The organism is Marinospirillum sp. (genome assembly GCF_044810985.1).
Classification (GTDB): Bacteria; Pseudomonadota; Gammaproteobacteria; order Pseudomonadales; family Halomonadaceae; genus Marinospirillum.
Window position 1 is genome coordinate 1,983,380 of the sequence record NZ_CP085242.1, and the last position, 19,450, is coordinate 2,002,829.

Sequence of the window (19,450 nt, forward strand, 5' to 3'; positions counted from 1 at the left end):
ACGGGGTAAGTACAGAAAGCCCGGCAGAGGGTTTGTTTAACCCAGAGCTTTAACTGCCTGACGCACAAAATCCAAAGGTTGCTGATAATAGCCACTACGGACAACTGACTGAACTATCTCGGGATCGACGTCCAGATAGTCATGTACCAGGGCATTTCGTAAACCGATGATTTTTTTCCAGGGCACCTGACTTTCTATCAAGCCAGCACTTTCCAGATACTGAAAGGCTTTCAGCCCTTCATTAATCGTCTGTCCAGTGGACATTTTCGACCAGTGTTTTGCTGCACCTATGGCTGCTTCAATCAATAACTGCAAGCTACGTTCAGCCGCTAACTCTTCAAAACGCGACCAGGATTCTGCTTCTAGTTTTTCTTTGAGCAGGAGTAAGTCCCTTTCACACTCATTGACATGCTCAGTCAGAGAAATCAAATAGCTGGGTGCGACTGGTACCATTTCACGCCATCCTTTGTTGAGTATGTAGATAATCCAATTCCCAGATTGAGAAGATTCTGGATTCAATGGTCATGCGAATTTCAGGTCTTTTATCCACAAGGAGTTTGCCTTCAGAAAGGATACTCCAACCCAGAGGTACAGAGCAGCAGGCCAGGTCAACGATGCTCAGTCCACCTTCTTGCAACTTTGCGGTTTGCTGCCATTCCAGTGCCAGAACTTCAGGCCTTAAGCGCCTTTCCAAAGCATCCGGCTCCCAGGTTGCAAAAATAACCGCCAGATCGTAATCACTCCCAGACCCGGCATCACCACGCGCCCGGGAGCCATAAATCCAGAGTGCAAGAATTCTGGGATCGTCTTCAGCGAACTGAGTCAGAACTGGCAACATGTTAACGATCCTCTTTCAAGCTTTGGCCCGGCAAAAAATCAAGCGGCTGAATGGGTAAGCTGATGAAAGTGTATCCCAGTGGCTTTCATCACCGCAGTGATAGTACGCAGCTTAGGGTTACCCTCTGGGCTTAAAGCTCGATAGAGGCTTTCCCGTGAAATCTTTGCCCTTTTAGCCACCTCAGTCATACCACCCTGAGCCTGAACCAGGTGGCGCAAAGCCATCAAAAAAGCTGCTTCACCACCTTCCTCATCCATTTCATCAAAAGCGGCACGCAGATATTCAATGGCCATTTCTGGGTCATTACGCAGCATTTCAACAACAGCGGTATCATGGCTTTTCATTTACTAGTCCTCTTACGATAATCAGCCAGAAATGCTTTGGCTTGCTCTATATCAGATGCTTGACGCTTTTTGGTACCACCAATCATGAGCATGACCAGCTTGTCTTTAACATGGGTGTAGTAAACTCGGTATCCAGGCCCATAGGTAATACGCATCTCAAAAACACCCCCACCCACTGACTTGCAGTCACCTGCATTTCCTGCTGACAGCCGGTTGATACGAGTAAGAACACGCATTGCGGCACGTACATCTTTCGCTTTCACCTGATCGAGCCATGTCTGAAAAGGGTCATGACCGTCTGCAGTCAAATAGTGAGTAATTTCGATCATGGCAAGAAGTGTAGCTTTAAAGCTACAAATGATCAATCCATATCCGAGTAGAGAAGTAGGTTACTGCCTTCCAGTGTGCATGTTAAAATAAATTCAATCACTCTTCTCACCTTATGGATACCCGCATGAAAGATTTGAAAATCGGTGACGGCACTCAGGTCACCCTGCATTTTGCCTTGCATCTTGAAGACGGTCAGCCGGTGGATTCCACTTTTGACCGTGACCCGGCCACCCTAACGATTGGTGATGGCAATTTGCCCGAGGGTTTTGAAAGCTGTCTTTATGGTCTTCAGGCGGGCCAGAAGGATACCTTTACCGTGCCTCCCGAGAAGGCTTTTGGCCAGCACAACCCCAGCAATATCCAGATGCTTTCACGTTCCGATTTTGCCAATATCGAAGAGCTGGATGTGGGTATGATTCTGGGTTTCACCGACAAGGCCGGTGGCGAATTGCCGGGTGTTGTGGCTGAAATTGATGAGCGTCAGGTCAAGGTGGATTTCAATCATCCTCTGGCAGGGCGAACCCTGACTTTTGAAGTCGAAATTCTTGATGTGGCTCCTGCCTCTGTTCAGTAAACCAGGTTATTTATGACTCAAAGCATCCAGTTGGCCAATCCTCGCGGCTTTTGTGCCGGGGTGGATCGGGCTATCGAAATCGTCAACCGTGCATTGGATGTGTTCGGCCCGCCCATTTATGTTCGGCATGAAGTGGTTCACAACCGTTTTGTGGTGGAAGCCCTGCGAGATCGCGGTGCCCGATTTGTTGATGAGTTGCATGAAGTGCCGGATGATGTGATCGTTATTTTCTCGGCCCATGGTGTTTCCCAGGCCGTGCAGGAAGAGGCGGAAAGGCGCAATCTCAAGGTGTTTGATGCCACCTGCCCGCTGGTCACCAAGGTGCATATGGAAGTTTTGCGCTATGCCCGCCTGGGTCAGGAGTGCATTCTGATAGGTCACGAAGGTCACCCCGAAGTGGAAGGCACCATGGGGCGTTATGATGACCGCCACGGGGGCAAAATCTACCTGGTGGAAAGCGAAGCCGATGCCGCCCGGCTGGAAGTCAAAGACCCGGATCATCTGGCCTATGTCACCCAAACCACCTTATCCATGGACGATACCGCCAAGGTGATCAATGCCCTGCGCGAGCGCTTTCCCAACATCAGCGGGCCGCGCAAGGACGATATCTGTTATGCCACCCAGAACCGTCAGGATGCCGTGAAAACCCTGGCCGAGAACTCGGATCTGGTGCTGGTGGTTGGCAGCCCCAACAGCTCCAATTCCAACCGTCTGCGTGAACTGGCTGAACGCATGGGTGCCAAAGCCTATTTGATTGATGGTGCGGATGATCTGAAAAAAGAATGGCTGAAAGAGGCCCGTCGTATCGGCATTACCGCCGGTGCTTCCGCGCCTGAAGTCCTGGTGAAGGATGTGATTCAACAGCTCAATGACTGGGGAGCCGATCTGCCCGTTGAACTGGAAGGACGCCCTGAAAACATCACCTTCTCCATGCCCAAAGAGCTGCGCCTGACCGAAGTCTAAGCCAGCCAGGAAAAGACCCAGCGGGTCAAAATGACCCGCCTCCTGCCCCTGAAAGCCGAATCCCTCTGCTTTAACCCCCCTTTTCCAGGGCAATTCTCCCACTAACTCCTGGGTTATTTGTGCTTTTTCTCCCGGCTCAAAAGGCACAGGACTTGCTGCTCTTTCCTGAAAACAATTTCAGGAGCCGCCAGTGACTACAGCGACACAGGGTAAACCTTCACTCAACGCCTGGCCCTTATGGGTACTTCTGGAAAAGAAAATCACCCTGTCCAGGGGTTGGGAAAGCATAAGCTGGCAAGTTGCAGAAATCAGTCAGCAGCCTTTGGATAACCCGGAAGCAACCGCTCTGGAGCTGCAGCTTTTCCGTGATGAGCGCAGTGCCTACCGTTTCAATCTCTCCTCTCAGGCACCCAAGGTGTTTGTAATTTGCCGTGAGCTGGACGACCAGGTATGGGTTCCTCACAAGGTCACCGTCTGCCAGGACGTAGCCGCGGATTCCATGGATGCCGGTCAGCCGGTGTTGGATATCCCCATGCCTACTGCGATTCACGCCTGGTTGGAAGCCTTTATGGCGCACCACGGCGAATGGGTGGACCCCAGGGAAGCCAATCGTCGCTTGCGCGGCCAGCCCAAACCAGAGAAAAACACCACTGGAGCCAAACCATGAGTGAAGCCTTTCTTTCACGCTGGTCAAAGCGCAAACAAGGGCAGCCTTTGGATGACGAACTGGAAGCAGCGGAAAATCAACCGCCTGCCCAAACTCCAGATCAGGCTTCAGCCCAGGAAGCGCTTCAGGAAACCCCAGATAAAGAGCTGACCGATGCCGATATGCCGGACCTGGAAAGCCTGGATGACCAGAGTGATGTGTCCATGTTTTTTGCTGAAGGCGTCAGCAGGGCCTTAAAGCAAAAAGCTTTGCAGAAGCTCTTTCACCAACCCGGCTTCAACACCATCAGTGAGCTGGATGAGTATGCTGAGGATTACAGTCAGGTCGTCAGCCTGACCAGTGCAACCGCCGGAAAAATGCGTTCCCTGTTCAAAGACAAACTCGATGAGTGGCTGGAGGAAGAAGACCAGCCCGTTGCAGACACGACTCAACCTGATAATAAAGAAAGCGATGATGATGCCCAAACCTGAAACCAGCAATGCCCTGGCCCGTCAACTGGCCCTGAACAGCCTTCCTCCCAATCTGGCCGCCCAGTCCGGCAGCATGACTTATTCCAGCCAGGGTCACCTGCTGATTATTGGCCCGGAAGATCTGGCTCGATTAACTGCCGAGCAGCTGACGGATCTTAGCTCCATTACTCTTCTGGCTCAGGGTGATATCTCCAGCCAGGATGATGAACATCTGGAAAAGGCCCTGAATGCCGCCCCGGATGCCAAACTGATTTATGCCCCCCTGGTCAGTCTGCAAGGCTGGCTGGGTGCTTTTGAACTTCAGGTGATGGACACGGAAAAACAGGAAAGCTTCAATCCGGCCAAAGCCCTGATCGGCCAGCAGCATTTTGATCTGGTTCTGGATCTGAGCGGCCAGCAACTGATCAGCAGTGAACTGTCACCGCCCGGTTATTACGCTCCGACAGCGGGCTCCACTCAGTTGAATGAGGTAATTGATGAGCTTAGCGGCATGCGTGGCGAGTTTGAAAAACCCACCTACATTCAGGTGAATCATGACATCTGTGCCCATGCCGACCGCGGCAAAACCGGCTGCACCCGCTGTCTGGATGTTTGCCCCGCGGATGCCATCAGCAGCCATAATCACACCCCCACCCATGATTTCATCATTGCAGTGAATGATGCGCTTTGTCACGGTGCCGGCAGCTGCACCACCGCCTGCCCGACGGGTGCGCTCAGTTTCACTTCGCCCCAGCCGCCCAACCGCCTGAGCCAACTGCGCCAGTTGATCAAAAACTATCAGGATGCCGGCGGCACAAAACCTGCCTTGCTGATTTACGGCGAAGAAGCCGCACCGGATCTGAACAGCCTGCCTGATTATGTGCTGCCTTTACCTTTAGAGGAAGCCGCCGGAGTGGGCATGGAAATCTGGTTCTCACTTTTGTGTGCAGGCTGCACTTTTGTCAGCATTCAAATCAGTGACGAAACTCCTGCCAGCCTGGTCACTCTTCTTAACAAGGAAGTCGGCCTGGCCGGGCAACTGCTGGAAACCCTGGGGCACCCTGCTGCACGCATCAATCTGGTTCATTGCAATGCCCTGAACAGCGAACTGGAAGCCCTGGATCAAAAGCTGAGTCGCTGGCATGACCAGCCCGCCACTGATCCCTTTGAATGGGAGGGCAAAAGAGGCACCCTGAATGCCGCGCTGGAGCGCCTTTATGAACAGGCGGAAGCCAGAGAGGAACCTGTATTGCTTTCGGCAACGGCACCCTTTGGTCAGGTCAGCATTCAGGTGGATAACTGCACTCTGTGCATGAGTTGTGTTGCCCTTTGCCCCACGGGAGCTTTGCGGGGAGGCAATGAAACAGCTCCACGCTTGGCTTTTATGGAAGGGGACTGCGTGCAATGTGGCCTTTGTGAAGCCAGTTGCCCGGAAAAAGTCATCACCCTGGAGCCCCGTTTTGTCGCGGCACCCGGTATCCGCCTGGAAGAGCGAATCTTAAAAGAAGAAGAACCCTTTCACTGCATCAGTTGCGGCAAGTCCTTCGGGAATCGCAGCACCATCACCAGCATTATGAAAAAACTGGAAAATCACAGTTATTTCCAAGGCGAAGCTGCCAAACGCCTGCAAATGTGCGAAGACTGTCGCGTACGCGACAGCTATCGTGAACTGGCCGCCGACCCTGAAGCCCAATTGCGCCTCTAAGACTCCAAGGAGATCACCATGCACCAGGAAGACCAGGCTTTACGCGCTGATATTTATGCCCTGCTCGCGGCTCTGCTTCGGGATGCCCCCAACGCCGAGCTGCTGGAATTGTTGCGCACTCTGGAAACCGATCCTCAGCAACAAAATGATCTGCAACTGGGTTGGCAAATGCTGCAAATGGCGGCCCAGCGGGCAACACCCGAGCAGCTGGCCGATGAATACCTGCCCTTGTTTATCGGCATCGGCCAGGGCGAGGTTACCCCCTTTGCCTCCTGGTATCTGACCGGATCGATCATGGAAGCCCCCTTGATAGAGTTACGCCGGGATCTGAAACTGTTGGGTTTTGAGCGCACGGAAGAACACAAGGAACCGGAAGACCATATTGCCGCCTTGTGCGAAGTCATGTCCCTGCTGATTCAACAGGGTGCCAGCGAAGAGCGCCAGGCCACCTTTTTTCACCGTCATCTGGCACCCTGGGCGGAAGCCCTGTGCAAGGATGTTCAACAAGCCGGCAGTGCCGTTTTCTATCAGGCTGTTGCCACTCTGGCCCTGGCTTTCTTTCAGCACGAAAAAATCACCCTGAAGCAAAAACCCGAAGAGCCTCAAGCTGTGAAACTCTTCAGCCCGGCGCATTAGAACGAAACGGCAGTAGCTGGCTGGCTTGCTCCCGGTAGTCAGCCACTGCCGCCCGCTCTCTTTGCAGGAAGTCATCCACAGCGCGGGAAAAGCGTTCATCGTGCAGCCAGTGCAAGGAGTGGGTCAGAACCGGCTCAAACCCCCGGGAAATCTTGTGCTCCCCCTGAGTGCCCGGATCAAAACGCTGCAAACCCTCTGCAATGGCAAACTCAATACCCTGGTAATAACAGGCCTCAAAATGTAGGCAATCCGCCTCCACCAGGGCACCCCAGTAACGCCCATAAAGCGTCTTCTCACCCACAAAAAATAGAGCGCCCGCCACCGCCCGGCCCTGGTGCCAAGCCATAACCAGCATCAGAGCATCGCCCATCGTCTCCAGTAACTGCAAAAAGAAGCTTTGCGTCAGGTAAGGACGCTGCCCTCTCAGGTGATAGGTCATCTGATAAAAAGTATAAAACTGACTCATCATTTCCGGGGTGATGTCTTTACCCTTGAAGCGCTGCAAAGACAAACCCTGATCCGCCACCTTACGTCTTTCACGCCGCACTTCCTTGCGCCTTTTGCTGGTCATGGCAGCCAGAAAAGCCTCAAAATCAGCGTAGTCACGATTCAACCAGTGAAACTGGCAGCCATGGCGTTGCAGTAAAGGCGTGGGCCAGTGCTTACTCACCAGAGCGGTCTGGTCAGTATCAGGAAACAGCAGGTGCCAACCGGAGAGTCTTTCACCGGTTGCTGATTGCTCGGCCAGCAAAACCTGAATGGCATCAGCCAGACAAGCCAGCACCTCTTCCGGTCGGGCATCTTCAGCCATCACCAGACGCGGCCCACCTGCCGGGGTGAAGGGAATGGCACTTAGAAGTTTGGGGTAGTAATCACGACCCATGATTCCGGTTTCAGGATCAGGAAAATGCCGATAGGCCTCCGCCCACTGAAAATCAAAAACATACTCACCCCGGGAGTGATACTTGCGGTAACCCGGCAAAACCGCCACCAGACGATCACCCTCCCAGACTGCAGCATGACAGGGCTGCCAGCCTGTTGCCAGACTGACACAGCCGGTCTCTTCCAATGCCTGCAAAAACTCATAACGCAGAAAAGGGTAAGCCTGACCAACCAGCTGCTGCCAGGATCTTTCAGGAAGATCCTGCAACCTTGGGTGCCAAGTACAAACCATGTTTTGTGCTGTCAACAAAATCGACTGCCTTTTTATTCACTTTTCGCAATCTTAACCGTCCTGCCCAGTGATTGCTCGCTTTCCTGTGATTGGCTGCTAACCTTTATAAGTGCAGCCTTGCTAGGAGGTGCCCCGATGAACGAAGCCATGCTGATTACGATTCAGGATAACTGTCCCTATTGTGGCAGCAATCTGGAGCTGGCAGTGGATACTTCCGCAGGAAGCCAGGAGTACATTGAGGATTGCGAAGTCTGCTGTGCTCCGATCTCTGTAGCCATCCAGGTCGGTATGAATGGTGAGCTGGTGGCTGCAGAAATGAAACGGGATTCTGACTAACCAGCCCTTGCAATCCTGCTGCTCCGTACCCATATTATTAAAGTTCTATCCGATTTTTTAGAGCAAAGGCAGAGACCTTTGTTTTCTTTTATAGCCTTTAGGAGGTTTTGGAATGACTGTACTTGTAACCCGTCAAGCACCTGATTTTGAAGCGGCAGCAGTAAAGGGCGATGGCAGCATCGTTGAAAACTTCAAGTTTTCTGACACCAACGGCAAGTATCGTGTACTTTTCTTCTGGCCACTGGACTTCACCTTTGTCTGCCCTTCAGAAATCATTGCTCACAACAACCGCATGGCCAAGTTCAAGGAACTGGGCGTCGAAGTCATCGGTGTTTCCATTGACAGCCAGTTCACTCACCACGCCTGGCGCAACACCAGCCCTGATCACGGCGGCATCGGTGAAGTTGAATTCACCATGGTGGCTGACGTAAAACACGAAATCACCCGTGCTTATGGCATTGAACATCCTGATGCAGGCGTTGCTCTGCGTGCTTCCTTCCTGATCGATAAAGAAGGCGTGGTTCAGCATCAGATCGTTAACAACCTGCCTCTGGGCCGCAATGTCGATGAAATGGTACGCCTGGTAGAAGCTCTGCAGTTCCACGAAGAACATGGTGAAGTTTGCCCTGCTGGCTGGACTAAAGGCCAAAAAGGCATGAAAGCGGATGCCAAGGGTGTTGCCGATTATCTGGCAGAATCTTCTGAGCAGCTGTAAGACTTAAGGTTGCTTTAAGGCAAGTTGCCGAGCAACGCGTTAGTCTTAAGGGGTCGGCGATCAGTCGGCCCTTTTTATTGACCCTTGTTACCAGGAGCATTCATGAGCACGACCCGCCATAGCAAGCTGATTATTCTCGGTTCCGGCCCGGCAGGCTATACCGCAGCCGTTTACGCAGCGCGCGCCAATCTGCAGCCTCTGTTGATTACCGGCATGCAAATGGGTGGCCAGCTGACCACCACCACGGATGTCGACAACTGGCCGGGGGATGACCAGGGTGTTCAGGGCCCGGAACTCATGGAGCGGATGCGCAAGCATGCCGAGCGTTTTGAAACCGAAGTTCAGTTTGACCACATCAACCAGGTCAACCTGAAAGAGAAACCCTTTACCCTGACCGGCGACCAGGGCACCTACACCTGCGATGCCTTGATCATCTCCACCGGGGCCAGCGCCCAGTATCTGGGTCTACCCAGTGAAGAAGCCTTTATGGGGCGGGGTGTTTCTGCCTGCGCCACCTGTGATGGTTTCTTCTACAAGAATCAGGAAGTGGCTGTCATCGGTGGCGGCAATACCGCAGTTGAAGAGGCGTTGTATCTTTCCAATATCGCCAAGAAGGTCACCCTGGTGCATCGCCGTGACAGCCTGAGATCCGAAAAAATTCTGCAGGATCAGCTTTTTGAAAAGGCCAAAAATGGCAACATTGATATTCTCTGGAATCACCAGTTGAATGAAGTGCTGGGTGATGAGCAGGGAGTCACCGGCTTGAAACTGCAATCCACCACCGATGGCAGTGAAAAACAGCTGCAGGTGATGGGCGTGTTCATTGCCATTGGCCACAAACCCAATACCGACCTGTTTGAAGGCCAACTGGATATGGCAGGCGGATACATCCAGGTGCAATCCGGTCTCAAGGGTAACGCCACAGCCACCAGTGTTCCCGGTGTTTTTGCTGCAGGGGATGTCTGTGACCACATCTACCGCCAAGCCGTCACCTCAGCCGGAACCGGTTGCATGGCTGCCCTGGATGCCGAACGCTATCTGGATGGGCTGTAATTTCAGGTAAAAACCAGCCCAGATATATGGGCTGTAATTTCAGGTAAAAACCAGCCCAGATATATGGGCTGGTTATGATTACATATAATTTTTACTCCTCGATTTTTTTGACATCAACATCATCTTTAGCGACAAGATTAGCACTTGTATCTTGTGGGGAGGGTATAACGCCCATATTTGCCATAGCAGCAAGTTCAGCGCTTTTTTGCTCATAGATAGCATCTGTTTTTCTTTTCATACTTGCTTGAATATCAGCATCGCGCTTCGTTTGAACGTCTCTTTCAATCTTTTTCATCTCATACGAAAGATCATCAATAATTTCTTTAGAGAACTCATCATTATCGGCCATAGACATTACGAATCTAAGCTGTTGCAAGTTGTGATGGCCTGAAACAGCAAAGGTTGAAGTCAATAGGCTGGATCCGAACATATTATAGGTGCTATCGAAATGAAACCCAGTTTCTTCACTTGATGCCTCATGCCGATTCTCTCCCCTATAATTTGTTGATTGCTGAAAAGTTCCATCAGCTTCAAAAAGGATGGCATTTGATTTAAAGAATATTTCAGATCTGAATAAATCAGACATATGGACTGCTGCTTTACCATACCCAGCAACAAGCAGTAAAATAAAAAAGTAAAACACCATTTCTAAATAATAAACGACATATTCTTCCCAGCCTGAAAATGGTGGCTCATGAATAGACGACAAAGCATCTGCTACCAGGAGAAACATTAAAATAAAAGCCAATGCACTAGCCGCGTGTCCAGCCAATGTTATCAAGGTGCGTGCTAGCCCATAAAATTTCCCTTCCGGCGCCTCCAGAACAAGTGGCTGCGTCTCAGCAATGTATTCCATTGAGAATTCCGAATTATTATTGTTAGCAGCTTTGGTATCACAATAACTATTATAAACTCGGTTATCAATATCAAGCTCTCTTCTCGACATCATAACCTTGTTAGTAAGACGAGTGAACAGGGTCTTCGGATGTGCATCAAACCTAAATTCATCATTCAAATGAGTTCTGTCTACGGCGGTAGGAAACAGGTTCAGTCGTGCACTCATCAAAAGAAAAAAAGCAACCACAAGAGATACAATACCAGCAAGAACTACTGCAACCAACGTTACCACTGCATTATTTTCTATAATCAAGCCAAACATACTACTGTACGCAGCGACTTCAGATCCACTTAATCCACTAAAGCTCAAGCTCCATCCCAGCGCCACCAGAATAGGCATGGCTATAGCTATCAGCAACATCTTAAACAGGCTTTTTGCCGATGTGGAGCCATAAGTAAAATTAGCACTATCAAGTGGTTTTTCTGACCTAACCCACAACAAGCCCAAATATAAAGCAAGTAAAACCAGCAGTGTTGATATAGCTGCATCCTTTGCCAACCCATCAACATGTCCAGAAGCAGTTAGTACCTGGAAGCCAAGCACAACAATTCCAAATAAAAGAATAGCAAATAAGGTTTTTGATACTTTAAGGATTAATTTTTGAGAATAATTTCGCAACACAGGAGGAGCTGTCAATAGCCGAGGGAATAAGCTATGGACAATCCGGGGAATCAGGCCTTGTGGTTCAACAAATGTTGGATTTTTTTTGTTTCGAAGCATCTGATAAATTACTGGTGCTGCATAAGCTTTATCAAGATTACTGGGGGCATCACGACCAACATAAAACCGAACAACGCGTGTCAAGCCACCCACTGCTTTTATTATACCAATCAGTAAGAAGCAAGCACCTGCAAAAAAGTAGGCAGCCGTTAGGAGAACACTTTCCTCCATAACCCCAGCAACCTGATAAAACAAGAAGCCTCCAATTACCGCCAATATAATACCAACAACGACTCGTGCAACCCCTTCAAGCTTAAAGGGGTTTTTTATATTGAGTTCCTGTGTACCGTAATCAAATGCCATTTTTTTCACCAAGTTCAGTTATATAATTTGCAACTAACGCTTAACTTTTAAATAAAAAAAGCGCGACCCTTAGCCATGCAACATATTGTTTGATTTTGCAGACTTTTGTTATCAAACTTACTGCTTCCGCATCAGCCCTTGTTTCAATCAAGACCGCCTCCCTCACAACACCAAATTCAGCAAACCATCTCCGAGCCGAATATAAGCTCGACGCTAGAGGGCTACAGCTTCGCAAGGAGCTTTAAGTAAGATAATTGACCAACATCCAATCTTGCCAGCTAAAGAGTGGATTTTATACGAACACGATTGCATTTCCACCCATTAACTGATTTATTTCTGATCTTTCACCCATCCATGCTTTAACCAACTGTTTTAGAAGAATAAATTGTCATGCTCATGCATTCTTGGCATTTCACATCACTTTGATAGTTTCAATCCAGTTGAACAAAGGTAAAGATTAGTGACGATTTTGTCCTGCGCCTCCTCTTTCATGTCAAAACTGATACAAGCCATCCTATATTTACTCACTGTCCAATATTTATTCAACCTAAATTTTGCAATTTTTCTGCTGGTAATCCAGTAACCACTGCATGGCTTCGCTGAGGTCGGCCTGTTTCTGACGGCGGGCCGCAGCGTAGCCCTGATTGAAAACAGCAAAATAGTTTTCCAGAACCTGGGCTGCTTCCTGATCTCCGGCCATTTCCAGTAATTCGATACCGACTTCTGCAGTACACAGGTGGGACTCGGAGGCCGGTTTGCGCAGTTGGTAACGGGTTTTACGACTGCTTCTGACCGGCAGGACGGGCAGATCCTGCAGGTACTCACTCTGACGAAACATTTTGCGGGCCTGCCGCCAGGTGCCATCCAGCAGAATAAAAACCGGTGTTTTTTTCTCATGCCCTTCTCTGGCGGCTGGATAGTTCTGCACCACCCGGTGTTGATAATCCGGCTGGTCGTCCGGGAAGATAATAAAAGGCTGGTAGCGCTCCTCCTTTAACAGCTCAACGAATTCCTGCGGCGGTTTCATGCGCTGCCAAGGGAAAACACGGGTTGAAGGCAGAGTATCGCCGATCAGGCGGGCGGTGTTGGTGGGCTTGTTCACTTCCTCGATATGCATCAGCACCCAGAACTCAGCGTTTGAGTGAGTTTCCGTGCGATAGCGGCAAATGCAGAAATCCCTGGGCATACGACAACCTTCACAGCGGCGGATAAAGCTGCCTCGGGCGGTGAAAGGTCGGCGTGGGTATTCAAAGCGTTCAGGAGATTCAGCAATGCGCCGAACCTCCTGTTCAAATGCAGAAAGGGGTTTGTGGGCTGTATCAGCTGCCATCTTTGACTCTAACTCGTTTCCAGTGGCCGGCAAGGATAGCACCGGAAATGTTGTGCCACACGCTGAAAATCGCACCGGGCAAGGCGGAAGCCACCCCGAAATATTTAGCCGCCAGACCTGCCGCCAATCCGGAATTCTGCATACCCACCTCTATGGCGATGGTACGACATTCACGTTCATCACATTTCAGCAGTTTGGCACCGTAATAACCCGCCGCCAGACCGGTGACATTGTGCAGTATCACCGCCAGCGCCAGCACCGGCCCCAAGCTGGCAATACTGCCCTGATTGAGGCTGACCACGATGGCTATGACCAGGACAACCCCCAGCATGGAGAGGGTCGCCAACCAGATTTCATTCCTGCGCAGAAAGCGCTCCATAAAGCGGTTGATGACCACACCGGCCAACACCGGAAGCAAAACCACCCAGGCGATGGTTTTCATCATGTCGATTACGGGGACATCCAGAGATTGACCCACATAAAGCTGGGTCAAAAGAGGGGTTGCTGCGATGGCAACGAGGGTGGAAAAGAGTGTCATGGTCACAGACAGGGCCACCCTGCCACCGGCCAGATAAACCATGACATTGGAGGCAGTACCGCCTGCCGTGGCACCGACCAGCACCATACCGGCAGTCATTTCAGGGCCCAGCAACAACCCTTTGGACAACAGCCAGGCAACAAGAGGCATAAGCAGAAACTGGATGCCGGTTCCCAGCAGCACCTTGTCCGGGCGTTTGAATACCCGTACAAAGTCGGCCGGCACCAGCGTCAGGCCCATAAAGAACATGATCGCGGCCAGCAAATAGAGAATATAGTCAGCGTAATGATTGAACAGGGGCGGGTGGAAGTAGGCGGCAGCAGCAAAGAGCAGCGCCCAGACCGGAAACATCTGGTTGGTTTTTTTGAGTAGTTTTTTCATTCTCGTCATCCCGTGGCAAGTTGATTCAAGTTGGCCTGCAGCAACCACAAAGCCTGACCGCTGAGGCTGTATTTTCTTTCAAAGGGGGTTAAGGGGTCATCCGTAACCAGAGGCTTGATTTCGGCAGCAATTCCAAAAACCTGAAGGGCCTGCTGCATTTCCTGCAAGTAAAGCAGCCAGTTACTGCGACTTTCCAACAGTCCACCCAAGGCCACCAGGCTGGGGAAAACCGGGTGGCCATGCCAGCGCTGCTTCAGGTCTTTTTTCTTGGGGCAGGGGTTGGGGTAAAGCAAAAAATGGTATTCAGGCTGCCAGCCCGCTGCTTCGGCCAGTCGCCAGAAGTCCGCCAGATCCGCCCGAACCAGAAAGGCATTCTCAGGCAGCTCGCCCAGGTTACGCTGCAAACGATCAGCCGAGCGATCCACACCCAGGACAAAATGTTCAGGAAACTGCCTGGCCAGAGTACGGGTGCTGGCACCCACACCACAGCAGGAATCCAGAATTAACGGGCCACCGTGTGCCTGCCAGGCCGCCTCAGCGGTAGCAAAGGCCTGACGGTTAAAATCAGCAAAGGGCTTTTGGAAGGGGTATTCCCGGTGTTTTTCCACTACCGCCAGGAGGCTTTCATGCACGCCCTGCTGATTGCTGATAACCGCCCGCGAGCAACCTTTGTCAGGCATGCAACAACTCATACAGGTCGCGGAATTGTTGGGTCAGCTTGTGCTTGGGTGCGTAGTGATGCAGAGGTTTGGAGACCTGGTGAGATTCCCGCATTTTTACAGAAGTCGCCAGATGCACAGGCAGTACCGGGTGGCCTTCCGACTTCAGCTCTTCAATCAACTGGCGGGGTAAACGCGCCTGGGCATTGAACTGGTTGACCACGATGCCTTCAATTTCCAAGCCTTCATTGTGGTCTGCTTTGAGTTCATCAATTGCATCCTGCAAAGAGTAAAGGGCCTGTCGGGAAAAGGCATCGCAATCAAAGGGAATCAGGCATTTTTCAGCAGCAATCAAGGCGGAGCGGGAAAAGAAATTCAAGGCAGGCGGGGTATCAATCCAGATTTCCGGGTAGGTCTCACTCAAGCCATCCAGAGCTTCTTTCAGCTTGTAGATTTTATAGCGGGATTCCAGCTTGGCTTCCAGACTTTCCAGCTCGGGGTGTGCTGCCAACACATAGAGATTTTCAAAAGGCGTGGGGTGCACCAGTTCAGCAATGGATTTGCGGCCACCTCCAAGCGTGAGTGACTGCTCGAAGAAGTCAAACATGCTGCCTTCCAGTGCCTGGGCAGGCTGGCCGGACAGGTAATGCGTGCTGTTTCCCTGAGGATCGAGATCGATCACCAGGGTTGGCTGGCCTTTCGCTGCACTGATAGCCGCCAGATTGCAGGCAATACTGCTTTTGCCCACGCCGCCTTTCTGGTTGAACACTACTCTACGCATTCGTTGTCATCTCCAGCTCTAAAATTACCCTGAAATTCATCCGTGTAGATCTTACTAAAAGCCAGGTGGCCTTACTATCATTTATCCGTGTTTGAAATCTCCCTCTTTAGAGGGATAGCTGGCCAGCAGGCAGCCAACCACACTTAGGTAGGCCGATTTCCAATAACAACAAAGTTGAGGTTCCAAGATGAGCTCAGCAACAACCCCTTCCTTTATGGCAGTGACCCACAAGGTGGAAAATCAGCCGCCGTTGCTGGTGAACTACAATAGTTTTCTGCAGGATGCCGCCCTGCAGGAACGCCTCAAGCGTGAGGGCGCCGACTGGGCAAAAGCTGACCTGACCCGCTATGGCAAAATCACCGGTTCAGAAGAAATGATTCAATTGGGGTTTGATGCCAACGAACACCCACCCCAGCTGGAAACCCATGACCGGCGTGGCGAACGAGTCGACCGGGTGCGCTTTCATCCGGCTTATCACCAGCTGATGAATCAAGCGATCCAGGAAGGCTTACAGGCCTCTCCCTGGTCTCATCCCCGGCCCGGTGCTCATGTCGCCCGTGCCGCGAAATACTATCTTCACGCCCAGGTGGAAGCCGCTCACGGCTGCCCTATCACCATGAGTTTTGCGGCCCTGCCCACTCTCCTGAAGCAGAAGGATGTAACCCAGCCCTGGATTGAAAAGCTCTTCAGCCATCAGTACGACCCAGATAATCGGCCTTTTGAGCAAAAAACGGGCATCACTCTGGGCATGGCAATGACTGAAAAGCAGGGTGGCTCGGATGTGCGCAGCAACACCACCCGCGCCTATCCCCTGGGTCAGGAGGGCGCAGGTCAGGCTTATGAGTTGGTGGGTCACAAGTATTTTGTTTCCGCACCCATGAGTGATGGCTTTCTGGTCCTGGCTCAAGCGCCCGGTGGTTTAAGCTGTTTTCTACTGCCGCGTTGGCGGCCGGATGGCAGCAAGAATCCACTGCAAATCCAGCAGCTCAAAAACAAAATGGGCAATGTGGCGAATGCCTCCAGCGAAACCGAACTTCGCGGTGCACTGGCCTGGATGCTGGGTGAAGAAGGCAAGGGCGTTCGCAATATCATTGAAATGGTGTCCATGACCCGTTACGACTGCATGATCGGTTCTTCTGCCGGTATGCGGCAGGCCACCCTTCAGGCTTTGCACCATGCCGCCCACCGTCAGGCCTTCGGCAACCTTCTGAACCGTCAACCCCTGATGCAAAATCTGCTGGCCGACCTGGCCCTGGAAAGTGAAGCGGCCCTGGCCTTTACTCTGCGCCTGTCACGCGCCCTGGATCAAACAGACAACAAGGAAGAGCAGGCATTACTGCGCCTGGCCAGAGCCATTGGCAAATACTGGATCTGCAAGCGCACCCCCAACCATGCTTACGAAGCCATGGAAGTGATAGGCGGCAGTGGTGTCATGGAAAATCACATTATGCCCAGACTTTTCCGGGAGTCCCCGGTCAATTCCATCTGGGAAGGCAGCGGCAACATCCAGTGCCTGGATGTGTTACGAGCCGTGCACAAAGAACCCGCCTGCCTGGATATCTATATGCAAGAAGTGCTGCAGGCCCAGGGTCAGAACAAACAACTGGATTATTTCGTCAAGCAGTTACAGCAGGATTTGCAGGACACGGAGCAATTGGAATATCGCGCCAGAAACCTGGTGGATCGCCTTGCCCTGGCCATGCAAGCCTCCCTCTTGATACGCAGCAGCCCCGGTTATCTGGCCGATGCCTTCTGCGCCAGCCGTCTGACGGCCAGCGCCGGCCTCAACTACGGCAACCTGCCGAAGGGCGTGGACTGCCGTGCCATTATTGACCGGGCCACACCTGGAACTGATTAATCAACCCAGCAGTGTTACCTCTCTACACACTGCCCGATATGTAAAACCTATAGCGTTTGAAAATTCACTCTTAAGGGTGATAGCCCCCGGATAAGAGCAAGACCAGACTTAGAGAACAAAAATCAAACGCCTGTTTAGATACTTTTCTTGCCGGGCAGTTGCATAACAACAAAAGCAAAGAGGTGTACTTATGAGCCGTTCCAATCTCCCCCGCCTGAGCCTGTTGGCCTTGGCTGTCAGCGGGCTTTCCTTTCAGGCCCACGCTGCCAACTTTGAAATGGGCGACTTCCGACTTCAGGTCGACTCCAAAATTTCCGTCGGTTCCAGTTGGCGAGCCGAAGAAAGAAATGATGACTATATTTCCAAAGGTACACTAGGTGCCCAAGGAAAAAGCTCGCCAGCCAATGGCTCGATGGCTCCTGTATCAAGCAGCAACCCTTCTTATCAGGGTAGCCAAACCAATAACACCGATGATGGCAATATGAATTTTGACCAGGGGGATGCCATCTCCCAGGTGGTCACCGGCAGCCATGAACTCAGCCTGAAACATGACCAATGGCGCAATATGGGTGCCAACCTGAGTTTTCGTTACTGGTACGATCATGCCCTGAATGAACAGAGTGGCTCTCCAAATAATGCTGACATGGTGGATGACTGGGAAGACACCACCGCTTACGACGATGCCCAAAGTGGTGTCGAGCTGATGAATGCCTATGTCTGGGGCGAGTTTGATGTCGCTAACCGTCCGGCTCAGCTTGTTTTTGGTCGCCATGTACTCAACTGGGGTGAAAGCACCTTTATCCAGGGCGGGCAAAACGCAGCCAACCCTGTAGATGTTCCAGCTTTGCGCCGTCCCGGTGCTGCCATTCGTGATGCTCTGTTACCGGTCAATATGCTGTCCGGCTCTCTGGCACTGGATGAAATGGGCAACCTCACCCTGGAAGGTTACTATCAGCTGGAATGGGAAAGAACCCGTGCCGATGCCTGCGGCACCTTCTTCTCCAACAATGACTTTGGTGCCGAAGGTTGTGGGCCGGTTTATTTTAATGCAAGTGAAACTGAACAAAACCTGGCGAATGCACAGTTCCAAATGGGCACATCTCTTGGCCCGGCAACAGCCTACTCTGAGCGTGCTCCAGACAAAGAGCCTGATGGCACAGGGCAATATGGTATCGCATTTAAGTGGTATGCAGAGCAATTAAATGGCACTGAATTTGGAGCCTATTTCCAAAATGTACACAGTCGCCTACCTTTGGCCGGAGGCATCCTTCCAGATGTAAACTTTAGTACTAATGGGTCAACTCAATTTGCCCATTATAGTGATCCTGACAATCAGCCAACTCAATACCAAGTTGAGTTTCCTGAAGATCAAAAAATCTTTGGCCTCAGTTATTCAACCCTGCTCCCCTCAGGTACTGCATGGTCAGGAGAATTCACCTATCGTCCGGATACACCGATTCAAATCAACGCCTTTGATGTTTTGGCTCGGGGTATTTCAGCCAATCTTGGCATTAACAGCGAAGCTGAAGCTTTACAAATACTGGGGTCCGGTGATGCTTTCGCACAAAATGCGAAATCAGCTGCTGCCTCTTACCTATATTTACCTTCAGGTGTTCAAGATATTGGAACAGGTGAACAAAAAGGTTACCGTGAATTTGATGTTTATCAATTCCAGTCTACCTTTATTCACGATATCAACCGAGTACTGGCTGCCGACAATCTACGCCTGATTGGTGAAGTTGGCTTTACCTATGTCAATGATCTACCCGATACCAGCGAGATGCGCTTTGGTCGCTCATCCACCTACGGGATTATGGGTGACTCCACTGATAATCCGTCGGATATTAACCCTACTGACTTCAATGCAGATGTGGTTCACGCCGACAATGGCTATGTAACCGAGCTTTCCTGGGGCTATCGCCTTCTTGCTCAGCTGGAGTACAACAACGCCCTGGTGGGTGGTCTCAAGCTCAAGCCCAGCCTGTCCTGGAGTCATGATGTGAGCGGCTACGGCCCTGAACCCGGCAGCCAGTTTTATGAAGGCCGGATGATTATGGGTACGGCTCTGGGCGCTGAGTATATGAACACCTTCTTTGGCAACCTCAGTTACACCTCCTATTTTGATACCGACTACTGGGATCTGGATGACCGGGATTTTGTTAGCCTGAGTGTTGGCATGAATTACTAATCGACCGGCA

At 51.3% G+C, this 19,450-nt stretch carries 21 protein-coding genes; 11 read left to right on the forward strand and 10 right to left on the reverse strand.

The genetic code is table 11. The features are described from left to right. Positions 1–36: 36 nt before the first annotated feature. Genes LG323_RS09320 through LG323_RS09335 form a run of 4 tightly spaced genes read right to left on the reverse strand, consistent with a single transcriptional unit; the run spans position 37 to position 1,511 of the window. Complete coding sequence (locus tag LG323_RS09320; RefSeq protein WP_404415263.1) at positions 37–453, reverse strand: DUF86 domain-containing protein; 417 nt, start codon at positions 451–453, stop codon at positions 37–39. Position 454: 1 nt separating this feature from the next. Further along, a complete protein-coding gene (locus LG323_RS09325) occupies positions 455–838 on the reverse strand; it encodes a nucleotidyltransferase domain-containing protein (protein ID WP_404415266.1) in 384 nt (127 codons plus the stop codon). Between the two features lie 38 nt (positions 839–876). Then, complete coding sequence (locus tag LG323_RS09330; RefSeq protein WP_404415269.1) at positions 877–1,182, reverse strand: addiction module antidote protein; 306 nt, start codon at positions 1,180–1,182, stop codon at positions 877–879. Beyond that, positions 1,179–1,511, reverse strand: coding sequence for a type II toxin-antitoxin system RelE/ParE family toxin (locus tag LG323_RS09335; protein WP_404415272.1), 333 nt, complete (start codon positions 1,509–1,511; stop codon positions 1,179–1,181). Before LG323_RS09335 ends, LG323_RS09330 begins: the two co-directional genes overlap by 4 nt. Before the next feature lie 125 nt (positions 1,512–1,636). Here LG323_RS09335 and fkpB point away from each other — a divergent pair, with 125 nt between their 5' ends. The 6 genes from fkpB to LG323_RS09365 all read left to right on the forward strand — a co-directional run bounded on the left by fkpB (position 1,637) and on the right by LG323_RS09365 (position 6,506). Further along, positions 1,637–2,086, forward strand: coding sequence for an FKBP-type peptidyl-prolyl cis-trans isomerase (fkpB, locus tag LG323_RS09340; protein ID WP_404415275.1), 450 nt, complete (start codon positions 1,637–1,639; stop codon positions 2,084–2,086). 12 nt (positions 2,087–2,098) lie between these two features. Beyond that, complete coding sequence (gene ispH / locus LG323_RS09345) at positions 2,099–3,049, forward strand: 4-hydroxy-3-methylbut-2-enyl diphosphate reductase (protein ID WP_404415278.1); 951 nt, start codon at positions 2,099–2,101, stop codon at positions 3,047–3,049. A 190-nt stretch (positions 3,050–3,239) separates the two neighbouring features. Then, positions 3,240–3,716 (forward strand): DUF3305 domain-containing protein, encoded by a 477-nt coding sequence (locus LG323_RS09350; RefSeq protein ID WP_404415281.1) that lies wholly within the window; start codon positions 3,240–3,242, stop codon positions 3,714–3,716. Beyond that, the gene (locus LG323_RS09355; RefSeq protein WP_404415284.1) at positions 3,713–4,186 is read left to right on the forward strand and encodes a DUF3306 domain-containing protein; all 474 of its coding nucleotides are present in this window, start codon (positions 3,713–3,715) and stop codon (positions 4,184–4,186) included. The genes LG323_RS09350 and LG323_RS09355 overlap by 4 nt, the downstream gene beginning before the upstream one ends. Beyond that, positions 4,167–5,870 carry a 4Fe-4S dicluster domain-containing protein gene (locus LG323_RS09360; RefSeq protein WP_404415287.1) on the forward strand — a complete coding sequence of 568 codons (1,704 nt, stop codon included), beginning with the start codon at positions 4,167–4,169 and terminating at the stop codon, positions 5,868–5,870. Before LG323_RS09355 ends, LG323_RS09360 begins: the two co-directional genes overlap by 20 nt. Before the next feature lie 18 nt (positions 5,871–5,888). Continuing rightward, positions 5,889–6,506 carry a molecular chaperone gene (locus tag LG323_RS09365; RefSeq protein ID WP_404415290.1) on the forward strand — a complete coding sequence of 206 codons (618 nt, stop codon included), beginning with the start codon at positions 5,889–5,891 and terminating at the stop codon, positions 6,504–6,506. Here the strand turns inward: LG323_RS09365 and LG323_RS09370 are convergent. Continuing rightward, positions 6,490–7,656: a GNAT family N-acetyltransferase gene (locus LG323_RS09370; protein ID WP_404415293.1), complete on the reverse strand. Its 1,167-nt coding sequence runs from the start codon at positions 7,654–7,656 to the stop codon at positions 6,490–6,492. The genes LG323_RS09365 and LG323_RS09370 overlap by 17 nt on opposite strands. Positions 7,657–7,827: 171 nt before the next feature. On the opposite strand from LG323_RS09370, the gene LG323_RS09375 reads away from it, so the two are divergent. The 3 genes from LG323_RS09375 to trxB all read left to right on the forward strand — a co-directional run bounded on the left by LG323_RS09375 (position 7,828) and on the right by trxB (position 9,784). Then, positions 7,828–8,016, forward strand: a complete 189-nt coding sequence (locus LG323_RS09375; RefSeq protein WP_404420129.1) for a CPXCG motif-containing cysteine-rich protein — start codon at positions 7,828–7,830, stop codon at positions 8,014–8,016. A gap of 112 nt (positions 8,017–8,128) precedes the next feature. Continuing rightward, on the forward strand, positions 8,129–8,731 hold the full coding sequence (locus tag LG323_RS09380; protein ID WP_310695249.1) for a peroxiredoxin: 603 nt from the start codon (positions 8,129–8,131) through the stop codon (positions 8,729–8,731). Positions 8,732–8,833: 102 nt separating this feature from the next. Further along, positions 8,834–9,784 (forward strand): thioredoxin-disulfide reductase, encoded by a 951-nt coding sequence (gene trxB / locus LG323_RS09385; RefSeq protein ID WP_404415296.1) that lies wholly within the window; start codon positions 8,834–8,836, stop codon positions 9,782–9,784. Positions 9,785–9,875: 91 nt separating this feature from the next. Here the strand turns inward: trxB and LG323_RS09390 are convergent, their stop codons facing one another. From LG323_RS09390 to LG323_RS09410, 5 genes are all read right to left on the reverse strand, one after another. Next, entirely contained in the window at positions 9,876–11,705 is a 1,830-nt protein-coding gene (locus LG323_RS09390; RefSeq protein WP_404415299.1) for a hypothetical protein, read from the reverse strand. Between the two features lie 547 nt (positions 11,706–12,252). Next, entirely contained in the window at positions 12,253–13,035 is a 783-nt protein-coding gene (locus LG323_RS09395; protein WP_404415301.1) for a tRNA-uridine aminocarboxypropyltransferase, read from the reverse strand. Further along, entirely contained in the window at positions 13,025–13,954 is a 930-nt protein-coding gene (locus tag LG323_RS09400; RefSeq protein WP_404415304.1) for a bile acid:sodium symporter family protein, read from the reverse strand. The genes LG323_RS09395 and LG323_RS09400 overlap by 11 nt, the downstream gene beginning before the upstream one ends. A gap of 5 nt (positions 13,955–13,959) precedes the next feature. Continuing rightward, on the reverse strand, positions 13,960–14,634 hold the full coding sequence (locus LG323_RS09405; RefSeq protein WP_404415306.1) for a tRNA (guanine(46)-N(7))-methyltransferase TrmB: 675 nt from the start codon (positions 14,632–14,634) through the stop codon (positions 13,960–13,962). Further along, on the reverse strand, positions 14,627–15,394 hold the full coding sequence (locus tag LG323_RS09410; protein WP_404415309.1) for a ParA family protein: 768 nt from the start codon (positions 15,392–15,394) through the stop codon (positions 14,627–14,629). The genes LG323_RS09405 and LG323_RS09410 overlap by 8 nt, the downstream gene beginning before the upstream one ends. A gap of 187 nt (positions 15,395–15,581) precedes the next feature. On the opposite strand from LG323_RS09410, the gene LG323_RS09415 reads away from it, so the two are divergent. Beyond that, positions 15,582–17,252 carry an isovaleryl-CoA dehydrogenase gene (locus tag LG323_RS09415; protein ID WP_404415312.1) on the forward strand — a complete coding sequence of 557 codons (1,671 nt, stop codon included), beginning with the start codon at positions 15,582–15,584 and terminating at the stop codon, positions 17,250–17,252. A 190-nt stretch (positions 17,253–17,442) separates the two neighbouring features. Then, a complete protein-coding gene (locus LG323_RS09420; RefSeq protein ID WP_404415315.1) occupies positions 17,443–19,440 on the forward strand; it encodes a DUF1302 domain-containing protein in 1,998 nt (665 codons plus the stop codon). Positions 19,441–19,450: the final 10 nt, after the last annotated feature.